The sequence below is a fragment of the Nonomuraea rhodomycinica genome (assembly GCF_013363995.1).
GTDB lineage: Bacteria > Actinomycetota > Actinomycetes > Streptosporangiales > Streptosporangiaceae > Nonomuraea > Nonomuraea rhodomycinica.
Window position 1 is genome coordinate 557,233 of sequence record NZ_JABWGO010000002.1, and the last position, 13,416, is coordinate 570,648.

At 73.4% G+C, this 13,416-nt stretch carries 10 protein-coding genes; 7 read left to right on the forward strand and 3 right to left on the reverse strand.

The annotated features are described in order from the left end of the window. The first annotated feature begins 8 nt into the window (after positions 1 to 8). The 5 genes from HT134_RS13560 (at position 9) to HT134_RS13575 (ending at position 8,055) form a co-directional block, all read left to right on the forward strand. Entirely contained in the window at positions 9 to 1,703 is a 1,695-nt protein-coding gene (locus tag HT134_RS13560; protein ID WP_175600697.1) for an MmpA family trehalose lipid delivery protein, read from the forward strand. A gap of 115 nt (positions 1,704 to 1,818) precedes the next feature. Beyond that, a complete protein-coding gene (locus tag HT134_RS46895) occupies positions 1,819 to 1,953 on the forward strand; it encodes a hypothetical protein (protein ID WP_268959883.1) in 135 nt (44 codons plus the stop codon). 11 nt (positions 1,954 to 1,964) lie between these two features. Further along, positions 1,965 to 2,768, forward strand: coding sequence for a glycosyltransferase (locus HT134_RS13565; protein ID WP_175600698.1), 804 nt, complete (start codon positions 1,965 to 1,967; stop codon positions 2,766 to 2,768). Then, positions 2,765 to 3,898, forward strand: coding sequence for a glycosyltransferase family 4 protein (locus tag HT134_RS13570; RefSeq protein WP_175600699.1), 1,134 nt, complete (start codon positions 2,765 to 2,767; stop codon positions 3,896 to 3,898). The genes HT134_RS13565 and HT134_RS13570 overlap by 4 nt, the downstream gene beginning before the upstream one ends. Then, entirely contained in the window at positions 3,892 to 8,055 is a 4,164-nt protein-coding gene (locus tag HT134_RS13575; protein ID WP_175600700.1) for an alpha-(1->3)-arabinofuranosyltransferase domain-containing protein, read from the forward strand. Before HT134_RS13570 ends, HT134_RS13575 begins: the two co-directional genes overlap by 7 nt. On the opposite strand, the gene HT134_RS13580 is transcribed toward HT134_RS13575, so the two are convergent. Beyond that, a complete protein-coding gene (locus tag HT134_RS13580; RefSeq protein WP_175600701.1) occupies positions 7,976 to 9,337 on the reverse strand; it encodes an acyltransferase family protein in 1,362 nt (453 codons plus the stop codon). The two genes, HT134_RS13575 and HT134_RS13580, sit on opposite strands and share 80 nt — an antisense overlap. Further along, positions 9,334 to 10,059, reverse strand: a complete 726-nt coding sequence (locus HT134_RS13585) for a class I SAM-dependent methyltransferase (RefSeq protein ID WP_246364451.1) — start codon at positions 10,057 to 10,059, stop codon at positions 9,334 to 9,336. Before HT134_RS13585 ends, HT134_RS13580 begins: the two co-directional genes overlap by 4 nt. Positions 10,060 to 10,216: 157 nt before the next feature. Here HT134_RS13585 and pgfA point away from each other — a divergent pair, with 157 nt between their 5' ends. Both pgfA and HT134_RS13595 read left to right on the forward strand, forming a co-directional pair. Continuing rightward, positions 10,217 to 11,137, forward strand: coding sequence for a cell envelope lipid trafficking protein PgfA (pgfA, locus tag HT134_RS13590; protein ID WP_175600703.1), 921 nt, complete (start codon positions 10,217 to 10,219; stop codon positions 11,135 to 11,137). Positions 11,138 to 11,325: 188 nt separating this feature from the next. Further along, on the forward strand, positions 11,326 to 12,432 hold the full coding sequence (locus HT134_RS13595; RefSeq protein WP_175600704.1) for an NAD(P)H-dependent flavin oxidoreductase: 1,107 nt from the start codon (positions 11,326 to 11,328) through the stop codon (positions 12,430 to 12,432). Positions 12,433 to 12,479: 47 nt separating this feature from the next. Here the strand turns inward: HT134_RS13595 and HT134_RS13600 are convergent, their stop codons facing one another. Then, a complete protein-coding gene (locus tag HT134_RS13600) occupies positions 12,480 to 13,289 on the reverse strand; it encodes a crotonase/enoyl-CoA hydratase family protein (protein ID WP_175600705.1) in 810 nt (269 codons plus the stop codon). Between the last annotated feature and the right edge of the window lie 127 nt (positions 13,290 to 13,416).

Sequence of the window (13,416 nt, forward strand, 5' to 3'; positions counted from 1 at the left end):
ATAGCGGGATGTCCCGCACTCCGGCCGCCGCCCTGCTCGGGCTCGTGCTGGGCTGCCTCGCGCTCGGGCCCGCTCTGGGGTGGGGGTTCGTGCTGGCGCAGGACATGGTCTTCGTGCCGGACCCGGGGTTCTCGCGCTTCACGTTCGGGCTGGCGGGCGGCGCGCCGCGGGTGGTGCCGAGCGACGCGGTGGTCACGGCGCTGTCGGCCGTGCTGCCCGGCGAGCTGGTGCAGAAGGCGATCCTGCTGCTGGTCTTCGTGCTCGGCTGCTCGGGGGCGGCGCGGCTGGTGCCGTCCGGCGGGCTCGGGCCGGGGCTCGTGGCCGGGGCGTTCTACGTGTGGAACCCGTACGTGGCCGAGCGGCTGCTGATGGGGCAGTGGGCGCTGCTGCTGGGGTACGCGGGGTTGCCGTGGGCGGTGGCCGCGGCGTCGTCCCCGGCCGTGCGGGCGCGACGGTTCGCGGTGGCGGCGCTGCCCGCGGCGGTGGGCGGGTTCGCGGCCATGACGGTCACGGCGCTGACGGCCCTCCCCGTGGCGGCGCTGACGGCCCTCCCCGTGGCGGTGCCGGGCCTTCCCGGCGCGCCGGCCCGGCGGCCGAGGGTGCGGCGGGTCGTCGCGGTGGCCGTGGTGCTCGGGGCGTTCAGCCTGCCGTGGCTGGTGCCGGCGCTGCTGCGGCCCGCCGCGCTGACGGGCGACGGGGTCGGGGTGGAGGCGTTCGCGGCGCGGGCGGACGGGCCGTTCGGCGCGGTGGGGGCCCTGCTGTCGCTGGGCGGGATCTGGAACGCGTACGCGGTGCCGGCCGGGTACGGCACGCCGGTCGGCGCGACGGCCCGGCTGCTGCTGGCCCTGGCCGGGATCGCGGGCTTCGCGGCCTTCGCCGGCTTCTCCCGGCGGGGCCGCGCCGTGCCCCGGGACTCGGCGGCGCCCTGGCGGTGGGGGCTGGTGGTGGCGGCGGTGGCCGGGTTCGGGGTGGCGTGCCTGGGCGTGACCGCCCCGGGCCGGGCCGCGCTCACCTGGCTGATCCACCTCTGGGGCGGGTTCGCGGTGTTCCGGGACGCCCAGCAGTTCGTCGCGCCCCTCGCACTGCTGGAGGCCACCGGTCTCGGACTGGCCGCCGCCGCGGCGTCCCGCTCGCTCGCGGGAAGCAGGCGGTCGCCGCCGGACGGCGGGCGGCGGGTCGCGGGCGGCGGCCGGTGGGTCGCCGCGCTCGTGGCGGTGCCCCTGGCCGTGCTGCCCACGATGGCGTGGGGCGGGGCGGGGGCGCTGCGGGCGGTGGCGTACCCGGCGGGCTGGACGGCCGCCCGCGAGACGATCCGGCGCGACCCGGAGCCGGGCGACGTGCTCGTCCTGCCGTTCGAGTCCTACCGGCGCTTCCCCTGGAACGGCGGGCGCCCGGTGCTGGACCCGGCGCAGCGCTTCTTCGGCGGCGGGGGCCGGGAGGTGGTCGCCAACGACACCGTGCGGGTCGGCGGCATGGTGGTCGCCAGCGAGGACGAACGGGCGCAAATGGTAGAACGTGTACTAGAAGCGCCGGCTCCAAGCCTTGCGGCAGCAGGGTTCCGGTACGTCGTCGTGGACGCGGGGACCCCCGCCGAACGCCGCGACTTCGACCGCCTGCTCCAGGGAGCGAGGCTGCTCGTGGACACTCCTGACCTGCGGCTGTATCGTTTCGGCGGGCCGATTGCTCAAGGTTCGTCCGAATAGGTCCATTGATCAGCGGCTTTATTAAGATTTCGTTTAGCTACTTCCGAGTAGCGAGAATTGGTTCTAGGTTGGTGACGGTCCCCCGCAAGTGCCGCGCCCCAGGAGGAACCCCCCAGTGATAAAGATCCTCTTAGCAGCGATCATCGGCATCGCCGTGGCCGCCCTCGTCGCGACCGTCACGACGGTCTCCTTCACCGGCGCCACCGCGACGCCCGTGAACCAGCCGCTCTACAACTACGGCGACCGGTAGACACCACCGCCATGCCGCCCTCCCGCCAAGGGGACGAGAGGACGAGCCGACCACCACTGCTCGAGATCGTCATTCCCGCCTACAACGAGGAAGGACGACTCCCCGGGGGGCTCCTGCAGCTGTGCGCGAAGCTTGCCCGCATGCCGTTCCCGACCGCCGTCATCGTCGTCGACAACAACAGCACGGACTCCACCGCCGAGATCGTCAGGACCTGGCCGCGGGGGAAGGTCCCGGTCCGGCTGACCCGGTGCGAGACCCCCGGCAAGGGGGCCGCCGTCCGCGCCGGCCTGCTGGAGACCCGTGCTCCCTTCGTCGGGTTCCTGGACGCCGACATGGCCACCGACCTGGGCGCCATCGACGTCGCCTTCGGCCTGCTGCTCTCCGGTGAGCGGGTGGTCGTCGGCTCCCGCGCCCACGCCTTCTCCGACGTGGAGAACCGGCACAGCCGGGTGCGCGAGCTGGGCGCCGTCGGCTTCCGCGCCCTGGCCAGAGCGCTGGTGCGCGGGGTGAGCGACACCCAGTGCGGCTTCAAGTTCTTCGACGGCGCGCTCGCCCGCGACGTCGCCGCGCGGCTGCGCACGCCCGGCTTCGCCTTCGACGTCGAACTGCTCGCCCGGTGCGCCGACCGGGGCGCGACCATCCTGGAGATCCCCGTGCAGTGGCGCGACATGCCCGGCTCGCGGTTCTCACCGGCCCGGCACAGCGCCGGCATCGTGCTGGAGCTCGGCCGGATCTGGCTGACGCTGCGCCTGGAGCCGCGCGCGGCGGCCGCTCCCGCCTGGGAGCCGCCGCTCGACCCCGTCGGATATCCGTGAACATCGCCGTCGTCAACTGGCGCGATCCGTGGCACCCGGCCGCCGGAGGCGCCGAGACCTACGCGTGGGAGATGGCCCGCCGCCTCGCGGCGGCGGGCCACACCGTTCACTTCGTGACCGCGCGCGCTCCCGGGCAACGCGCCCGCGAGGAGATCGACGGGGTACGGCTGGCCCGCATGGGCGGGCCGTTCTCCGTCTACGCCCGGGTGCTGGCCTGGCTGCTGCCCCGCCGGTCGTGGTTCGACGTGGTGCTCGACTGCCAGAACGGCATCCCGTTCTTCACCCCGTGGGTGCTGCCCCGCCGCACCGGCGTGATCTGCGTGGTGCACCACGTCCACGACCGGCAGTTCGGCGTCCACCTGCCGCGCTGGCTCGCCGCGGTCGGCCGCTTCCTGGAGGGGCCGGTCTCCCGCTGGACCTACCGCCGGCACCGGAGCGTGGCCGTCTCGCCGTCCACCGTGGACGCCATGCGTCAGCGGCTCGGCTGGACCGGACCCATCCACATCATCCCCAACGGCGTGAGCGTCGGCGCGCCCGCCGGGATCCGCAAGAGCGCCGCCCCCCGGCTCGTCTGCGTCGGCCGGCTCGTCGCGCACAAGCGCGTGGACCTGCTCATCGACGCCGTGTCCGAGCTGAGGGAGCGCTGGCCCGGCCTGACCGTGGACATCGTCGGCCGGGGCCCCGAGGAGGCGCGCCTGCGCGCCCGGCTGCCGGAGGGCGTCACCATGCACGGATACCTGTCCGAAGCGGACAAGGAACGGCTCATCGCCTCCGCCTGGCTCCAGGTCAACGCCTCCCAGGGCGAGGGCTGGGGGCTGTGCGTGCTGGAGGCCGCCGCGCTCGGCGTCCCGACGGTCGCCTTCGACGTGGACGGGCTGCGCGACGCCGTACGGCACGGCGAGACCGGCTGGCTGCTGCCCGAGGGCGCCGACCTGGCCAAGGGCGTCTCCGCCGCGCTCGACGAGCTGGCCGGCGGCCGCGGCGACGAGTACGCGGCCCGGTGCCGGTCGTGGGCGGCCCGGTTCTCGTGGCAGAGCAGCGCGGAACGCATGGCCGAGCTGATCCGCGGCCGTCCCGCGCCGGCCCCCGTGCGGGCCGTCCCGGCGCCCCTGAGGGAGGAGCGGTGGTAGGCGCCTCCGAGCCGGCGGGAGTGGTGACCGACAAGACCAGGCACCGGCTGTGGCTGCTGCTGTGCTGTCTCGGCTTCGCCGTGCTGTCGTTCACCACGAGGCCCGGCAGCATCATCGGCGACACCAAGATCGACCTGGCGCTCAACCCGCTCGGCTGGCTGGAGCGCGCCGCCCACCTGTGGGACCTCCAGCACTTCGGCCAGCTCCAGAACCAGGCCGCCGGCTACCTGTTCCCCATGGGCCCCTTCTTCGCGCTCGGCGAGCTGATCGGCGTCGAGCCGTGGGTGACCCAGCGGCTCTGGCTGACGCTGCTGCTCAGCGTGGCCTTCCTCGGCGTGGAGCGGCTGACCCGGCAGCTCGGCGTCGGCACGCCGGGCACCCGGATCGCCGGCGCCCTGGCGTACGCGCTGGCCCCGCGCGCGCTGTCCATCCTCGGCGAGATCTCGATCGAGTGGCTGCCCGCCGCGATGCTGCCGTGGATCCTCATCCCGCTGCTCACCGCGTCGGAGACCGGGCAGCGGGCCCGCGGCGCGATCCGCTCGGCGCTGGCCGTGGCGCTGTGCGGCGGCGTGAACGCCGTCGCCGTGCTCGCCGTGCTCGTCGCCCCCGTCGTCTACATCCTGACCCGGCCGAGACCGGTGCCGCGCTGGCGGCTGCTCGGCTGGTGGGCGGGCGCCGTCACGGTGGCCACGCTCTTCTGGTGGGCGCCGCTGCTGCTCGTCGGCCGGTACGCGTTCTCGTTCCTGCCCTACACCGAGACCGCGTCCACGACGACGGCGGTCACGTCGCTGACGAACGTGCTGCGCGGCACCTCCGACTGGGTGCGCTTCCTGACCGTCAACGGGGTGGACCAGCAGCCGCCCGGCTACGCCATCGCCACCTCGGCGGCCATGGTCGTGGTCACCGGCGTGCTGGCCGCGCTCGGCCTGGCCGGGCTGGTGCGCCGCGACCTGCCCGCCCGCGGCTTCGTGATCACGCTGTTCCTCGTGGGCGTCACCGCGCTGGTCGCCGGGCACACGAGCGCGCTGGAGCCGATCGTCGCCGAGCCGGTGCGCTGGCTGCTCGACGGTCCGCTCGCGCCGCTGCGCAACCTGCGCAAGTTCGACCCGCTGGTGCGGCTGCCGATGGCGTTCGGCCTGGCCCACCTGCTCGCCGTCACCCACCGGCGGGCCCGCGCCGCGCGGCCCACCGCCGGACTGCCGCTGGCCGCGCGCCTGCGGGCCAACGTCCGGCTGCCCGTGCGGGTGGTCGCCCTGGCCGCCCTCGCCGGGCTCGTGCTCCCCGTCTTCAACCAGGGCCTGGCCATGCCGGGCGCGTTCAAGGAGGTGCCGCTCTACTGGCGGCAGGCCGCGGCCTGGGTCAACGAGAACGCCGGCGACGACGGCGTGCTGGTCGTGCCCGGCGCCAAGTTCGGCGAGTACCTGTGGGGCCGCCCGGTGGACGACCCCATGCAGCCGCTGTTCACGGCCCGCTGGACCGCCCGCCAGGTCACGGCCGCCGGCTCGGTCGGCCTGACCCGGCTGCTCGACGCCGTCGACCAGCGCCTCACCTCCGGCCAGGGCTCGGCGGGCCTCACCGAGGTGCTGCGCCGCCTCGGCGTCCACTACCTGCTCGTCCGCAACGACCTCATGCGCGCCAACCTCCAGGGCGCCTGGCCCGCCCGCGTCCACGAGGCGCTGCGCGAGTCGCCCGGCATCAGCCGGATCCGCTCGTTCGGCGGCGAGGTGGGCGACGGCTTCACCGACGACGCGGTCGACTCCGTCGACTGGCCGGCGCCCGCCCTGGAGCTGTACGAGGTGGCGGGCAACGCCGACCTGGTCGGCGTGGAGGCCGCGGGCGACGCGGTGCGCGTGCGCGGCGGCCCGGACTCGCTGCTCACGATGGGCGACCTCGGGCTGCTCGGCACCGGCCCGGTGCTGGTCAACGACGACGCGAGCACGTACGAGGTGCCGACCGTCGTCAGCGACGCGCTGCGGCTGCGCGAGCGGCAGTTCGGCGAGATCCGGACCAACTGGACGCCCACGCTGACCGCCGACCGGCGCGCCGACTTCACCGGCGTGCGCGCGCTCGACCTGCTGGAGAAGGGCTGGCTGGAGGAGACCTCGACCGCCGAGTACGACGGCATCTCCGCCATCACCGCCTCCTCCTCGGTGGCCGACGCCGACGCCGTCTCCGGCCTGAGCACCCCCGGCCGCGGCCCGTGGGCGGCCATGGACGGCGACTACGAGACCGGCTGGGAGAGCGGCGGCTGGCACCGCCCCCAGGGCGAGTGGCTGCGCGTGGACCTGCCCCAGCCCCGCGAGATCCCCGACTTCAAGGTCACCTTCACCAACAACGTGCTGCTCGGCCAGTCGATCAGGCGGGTGGCCGTGGAGACCGAGGCCGGCCGGCTGGTCCAGGACGTCCGGCAGACCAACGAGCCGCAGACGCTGCACGCGCCGCCCGGCGCGACGACCTGGCTGCGGATCACGATCCTCGCCACGTACAACAGCGACTGGAGCTTCGTGCAGCGGGTCGGCATCACCGAGATGACGATCCCCGGCGTGCTGCCGGGCCGCACGATCAGGCTGCCCGGCCGCAGCGGCGACGCGTACGTCATGGACCGCGGCCTCGACGCGCGCCCCCAGTGCATGCGCAACCGCGACCGGTGGGTGTGCAACCCGCTGCTCGCCCGGCCGGGGGAGGAGGGCGCCGGGTTCGACCGCACCTTCACGGCCGAGCGCCGGCACGCCGCCGCCCTCCAGGGCACGGCGATCCTGCGCGACCCCGGGCTCGTCGACCGCTACAGCCGGCTCAGCGCCGACCTCACCCGCGTCCAGGGCACCTCGCAGGTCAGCAAGGACCCCGTGGTCGCGCCGCGCTCGGCCTTCGACGCCGACGCCGCGACCACCTGGGTGCCGTCGCCGAGCGACGCCGAGCCCACCCTCACCCTGCGCTGGAACGGCAAGAAGACGATCTCCCGGCTCCAGGTCGCCCGCCCGGGAGGTGACAAGCAGCCGCTCGACCTGGTCATCGTCGGCGACAGGAGCGTGGTGCGCAGCGGACGCGTGGACGCCGGAGGCGTCATCAGGTTCAAGCCGATCACCACCTCGCAGCTCAAGCTGCGCTTCTTCCCCGTGTCGCGGCGCCTCCAGGTGACCGAGCTGATCATCCCCGGGGTGAGTCCGGCCAGCCGGCCCGCGGGCATCCCGTTCCGGCTGCCCTGCGGCCAGGGACCCGAGCTGCGGCTCAACGGCAAGGTCGTCCAGACGAGGGTCACCGGCACCTACGCCGACCTGCTCGAACAGCGGCCGGTCCGCTTCACCGGCTGCGGCAGGGTGACGCTGTCGGCGGGCGACAACCGGGTGCGGGCCGCCGGCTGGGACCCGTTCGCCGTCGACGGCCTGGTGATCGGCGCGCTGCCCGAGCAGCCGCTCCAGGTCGAGGGCGCCGCGGCCCCCGGCACGTGGACGCAGTCCGAGCGCGAGGTCCGGGTGACGGCGCCCAAGGACTCCTTCCTCGTGGTCAACGAGAACTACAACGCCGGCTGGCGGGCCAGCCTCGACGGCCAGACGCTGCGGCCGGTCCGCGTCGACGGCTGGAAGCAGGCGTGGGAGCTGCCCGCCGGCACCTCGGGGACCGTCCGGCTGGAGTACGGGCCCGACCGGCCGTACTGGCTGGCCCTCGCGCTCGGCCTGGGCGGCATCGCCGTGCTCGCGCTGCTCGCCCTCGTGATGCGCGGCCCGCGCCCCGAGCACGTGCTGGAGACCGCAGCGGCCGGGCACTCGCGGCTCTCGGGCTGGCGCATGCCGTACGCGATCGCCGCGGGCATGGCGTTCGGCGCCTGGGTGGCGGGCTGGGCCGGGATGCTCGTGGTGCTCGCCGCCGTGGTGGCGGTCCTGTGGGCCCCGGCCCGGCGGGCGCTGCCCCGGTGGCTCGCCCCGCACTGGGCCGCGGCGCTGCTGTTCTGTCTCGCGACCGCGTCGCTGGCCGCGGCCATGGCGTTGCGCGACTACGGCGCGGACGTGGATGTGCTCACCGACCACGTCCCGCAGCTCGTCGCCTGCGCCGCCATGGGCGTGCTGTTCGGCCGGCTCGTCAGCGAACCGGCTCAGCCGGGCGCGGCGCCTGAGCTTCCGGCGGAGGAGCCGATGCTGACCGGCGCCCGGTCAGCTTGAGGGCCCGCTCCTCGATGAGGTGGTAGCTGGCCACGCTCACGAGGAGCGAGCCGAGGAACGTCAGGATCGCCACCTTGACGAAGTCGCCGCTGAACGGCCGGCTGTCGGTCACCTTGTAGTACAGGGTGATCACCGGCGCGTGCCAGAGGAAGAAGCTGTAGGAGATCCGGCCCAGGTACGCGGTGACCGGGTTGCCGAGCACGCGGTGCCGCAGCGAGTCGCGCCGGGCCGCCAGCGCGAACGGCGCGACGACCAGCACGGCCACCGTGGCCTCCAGCAGCATCCGCCAGAGCGACTGCGACAGGCTGGGCAGGTCGAGCGTGCGCGGGCCGGCCACCTCGGTGCTCAGCACCACGTACAGCAGCAGCGCGAGGACGAGGAGCTGCGGCGCGAGCGCGTCGACGACCCGGCTCTCCTTGATCCACACCGACAGCACGGCCATGGCCATGCCGGCGGCGAAGTAGATGAGGTGGTGCGGCAGCCAGAGCGCGAGCTGCGGCTGGTCGAAGACGTGCGCCGCGACCGCGCTGGCGACCGAGACCAGCGGGAGCACGGCGATGCCGCCGAGCAGCCGCACCGGCCGGTCGCCGCGCCTGGCCCAGTGGTGCAGCAGCCAGGCGAGCACCGGCAGCACCAGGTAGAAGGCCATCTCGATCGGCATCGTCCACATCTGGTAGAGGCCGTCGGGGGCGCGGGTCTGCTCGGTGTAGTTCTGGAGCAGCAGCAGCCACTTGGCCCAGCCGCCGGCGTCCAGCGAGCTCCACGCGAGCAGCGCGAGCGTCGTCACCACCCAGTACGCGGGCATGACGCGCAGCACGCGGCGCCACAGGTAGCCGCCGGCGCGGGGCGCGGGGGTGTCCTCCAGCACGGCCCGTGCCCACGGGCGGTACAGCAGCAGCCCGGACAGCAGGAAGAAGATCGGGACCGCGATGCCCAGCCGGGTCGTCATCCAGGCGAACATGCCGTCGCGGTACATCACGCCGGTGTTGCCGGCCACGTGCAGCACCCACACGCCGAGGGCGGCCAGGGCGCGGATGCCGTCGAGGGCGGTGTCGCGGCGGGCGGGCGCGTCCAGCGGCGCCACGCGCAGCTCGCCGGGCGGCCCGGGCGGCTCGCCTTCCTCCCCCGCGGGCTCGGCGGGCCCGGGAGAGGCGGGCGCCTCGGGTCCGGCCTCGGCGCGGGGGATCCCACTGGGGGCCTCGCCGGGGGCGGCTTTCTCGGGGGACGGGACTCTGCCGGGGGACGGGGCTTTCTCCGAGGACGGGGCGGATGCCGTCGTCACGGGCGCTTTCTCAGGACCAGGACCAGATTCCACGTGGCGAACTCCCTGACGATCGGGACCTTGAGCATCGGGCGGTACCACCAGGGCAGGTAGCGGGGGAACGCGTCGACGAGCTCGACCCGCCGGTCCCCGCGCGCCCAGCGCAGGCCGTGGGCGACGGAGACGGGGTAGAGGCTCCGGCCAAAGTGGTTTTTGGGCGGCTTGCCGTACTTTTCCTGATATTTCTGGGCGGCCCGGTGGCCGCCCAGGTAGTGCCAGGGCGAGGTCTCATGACCGCCCCAGGGGGAGAGCCAGTTGGTGTAGGCGAGGAAGACCAGGCCGCCGGGCCGGGTCACCCGGACCATCTCCGAGGCCATCCGCCACGGCTCCGGCACGTGCTCCAGCACGTTCGAGGAGAAGCAGACGTCCACCGACGAGTCGCGCAGCGGCAGGTCGAGCGCGCTGCCCAGCACGCCGCCGCTCGGCGCGCCCTGGCCGGCCAGCTCGCCCGCGTCCACGTCCACGCAGACGCAGCGGGCGCCGTGACCGCGGAACTCCGAGGCGAAGAACCCCGGGCCGCCGCCCACGTCGAGCACGAGCCGGTCGCGCAGGTCCACGTACCGGCGCAGGAGCCCGGCCGTGTCGGCCGCGAGCGTCGTGTAGTAGCCCTCCTGGTCGGCCTGCTCGGTGCGGAACGCCCGGAAGAGCCGGATGGACCGCGCCAAGTCGGCGCGCATGGGCATATTTCCCGCTTTCATAGGGAGAACCACGATAGAACCTGTTTCTATCAATTTGATTGCGGCTCCGTACCGGCCAGTGACGCATGTCACTCACTGTCATACTTTGATGCCGGATGTTCCGGCAAGACGACAACAGGTTCTAGGATCGCGGAGGCCTTTGATGGGTCGCATCTCCACGCTCGTCCTCATCGGGGTCGGTGCCTTCTTCATCGCCCTGGCGCCCCTCCTGAAGTTCTGGGCCGCGGGGAAGATCATTTCCGCCCCGGCGGACCAGTGGGGGGTCACGCGGCTGGAGGCCAAGGGGGCCCAGTACTTCTCCACCCAGGACCTCAAGGTGCTCACCGCCGACCTCGACGTCATCGTCACCACGCGCGGCGACGTCAAGGAGGCCAACTCCAGCCGGGTCGTCTGGGACGAGGCCACCATCGTCAACGACGTCACCAACCACCGGCCGCAGATCGTCATCAGCGACCGGCGCAGCGCCTTCGACAAGTACACCGGCGTCGGCCTGAACTGCTGCGACGTCAACATCAGCAAGACCCCGGTGACGCTGGAAGGACAGATCTACAAGTTCCCGTTCGACACGGAGAAGAAGACCTACCGGGTCTTCAACTCCACGGCCGGCAAGGCGTTCGACGCGCAGTTCGTCCGCGAGGACACCGTCGACGGCCTGCCCGTCTACGTCTTCGAGCAGACCGTGCCGCCCACCAAGACCGAGACCCGCAGCGCCCCGGCCAACGTGCTCGGCATGACCGGCACCGCGATGGTGCAGGTGGACCGCTGGTACGACGGCAAGGTGACGTACTACATCGAGCCCACCACCGGCAGCCCGGTCCGGCAGGACCAGCAGCGCCACGAGGTGCTCAAGACGCAGGACGGCGTCGAGCGCTCGCCCGCCTTCGTCGCCGACGTCAAGATGACCGACCGCACCGTGAGCGACCTGGTCGCGCAGGCCGAGGACGGCAAGTCGAAGATCAACCTGCTGCGGAACATCGTCCCGCTGGTGCTGCTGATCGTCGGCGTCGCCCTGGTGGGCGCCGGCATCCTGCTCGGCCGCCGCTCCCCGGAGGCGTCCGCCTGAGCCGGTGATCCCGCCCCGGAAAGGCCCGCGCCCATGGCGCGGGCCTTTCGCGTTCCCGTGCCACGACATCCCGTGTCACGCCGTGTTACTAGAACGGGTTCCGATTAGATGTTACTGGCCGGTACCGACCAAAGGTTCTAGAGTAGAACGCGTTGCAGTTGACCGTAATGCGGTCGTATTGTCGGGCCATGCGGACACGTGTCACGGACATGTTCGGAATCGAGCTGCCCATCTTCGCGTTCAGCCATTGCCGGGACGTCGTCGCCGCGGTCAGCCGCGCCGGCGGGATGGGCGTCCTCGGCGCCCTCTACTTCACCCCCGAAGAGCTCGAGATGGAGCTCAAGTGGATCGACGACCACGTCGACGGCAAGCCGTACGGGGTGGACGTCGTCATGCCGGCCTCCTACGAGGGCGCGGACTTCCCGGCGGAGGAGCTGGTCGGGCGGCTCCAGTCGATGATCCCCGAGGGGCACCGCGCGTTCGTCGAGAACCTGCTGGCCGCGCACGGCGTGCCGGCGCTGTCGGCCGACGCCGAGGCCGGCAAGGTCCTGCTCGGCTGGACCGACGCCACCGCCCGGCCGCAGGTCGAGGTCGCGCTGCGGCACCCGATCGCGCTGCTCGCCAACGCCCTCGGCCCGCCCCCCGCCGACGTCGTCGAGCTGGCTCACTCCCACGGGGTCAAGGTGGCCGCGCTCGCCTCCACCCCGCGCCACGCGCGCAAGCAGGTCGAGGTCGGCGTGGACGTGGTCGTCGCCCAGGGCACCGAGGCCGGCGGCCACACGGGCGAGATCACCACCATGGTGCTCATCCCGCAGGTCGTGGACGCGGTGGACGTGCCCGTGCTGGCCGCCGGGGGCATCGGCGACGGCCGCCAGATGGCCGCCGGCATGGCGCTGGGCGCCGAGGGCGTCTGGACGGGCTCGCTGTGGCTGACGGTCGAGGAGGCCGACACGCCGGAGATGGCCAGGCGGCGCATCCTGGAGGCCACCTCGCGCGACACGGTCCGCTCGCGGAGCTGGACGGGCAAGCCGGCCCGGCTGCTGAGGAACGAGTGGACCGACGCCTGGGAGTCGCAGGAGTCGCCGGGGACGCTGCCGATGCCGCTGCAGTTCATGCTGGTGTCGGACGCCCTGCGCCGGATCGGCCGCTCGGGCGCCGCCGAGCTGGCGACCTTCCCGGCGGGCCAGGTCATCGGCCTCACCAACCAGGTCCGCTCCACCCGCGACGTCATCTACTCGCTGATGGAGCAGTACAGCGAGGCCCTGGAGCGCCTGGAGCGCATCACCGGCGACTGACCCGCGTGGGCCCGGACCCCTCGTGGCGGCGGGGCCCGGGCCCGAGGTCATCTGCCCTCGTAGCGGGCCGGGCGCTTCTCCTTGAAGGCGCGGGTGCCCTCGCGGGCGTCGGCGGAGCCGATCACCGGCCAGCCCAGGTCGTCCGACACCTTCAGCGCCTCGGCCTCCGGCATGCCGAGCGTGTCCCGGTACGTGCGCAGGATGGCCTGGACGGCCAGCGGTCCCGACGCGGCGATGTCGGCCGCCACCTCCAGCGCCGTGGCGAGCGCCTGCCCGTCCGGCACCACCCGGTTGACCAGCCCCATCGCCAGCGCCTCCGCCGCCGTGATCGACCGGCCCGTGAGCAGGAGGTCCATGGCGTGGCAGTACGGGATCTGGCGCGGCAGCCGCACGGCGCTGCCGCCCATGGGGAACAGCGCCCGCTTGGCCTCGAACAGCCCCAGCGTCGCCGACTCGGCGACGATCCGCAGGTCCGTGCCCACCAGCAGCTCGGTGCCGCCGGCCACCGCGTACCCCTCGACGGCGCACACCACCGGCTTGGCCGGCATGTCCTCGCGCAGCAGCCCCTTCCAGTGGAAGTTCGGGATCCGCGCGGCCCGCGCCTGCACGTCCGGGTCCGTGGACGGCGTGCCCATCGCCTTCAGGTCGGCGCCCGCGCAGAACGTGCCCTCGGCGCCGGTCAGGACCGCGACGCGGACCCCCGCCTCCTCCGACACGTACGCCCAGGCCGACGCGAGGCCGACCAGCATGTCCGAGGACAGGGCGTTGCGGGCCTCGGGACGGTTCATGGTGACGACCACGACGTGGCCGTCGCGTTCGACGCGGCAGTGGGGGGTGCTGATCGGAAGGAGCTCCACGGACGCCTCCGGATGCGTGTATCAAGCGCTTGGTAGGCAGTGATCCTACCCCCGCGCGCGGCCCGCGAAAGGTCCCGCCCTTGTGCGATCAAGCGCTTGCTCTGCTCTCTGCGGCCGGGTTACGCTG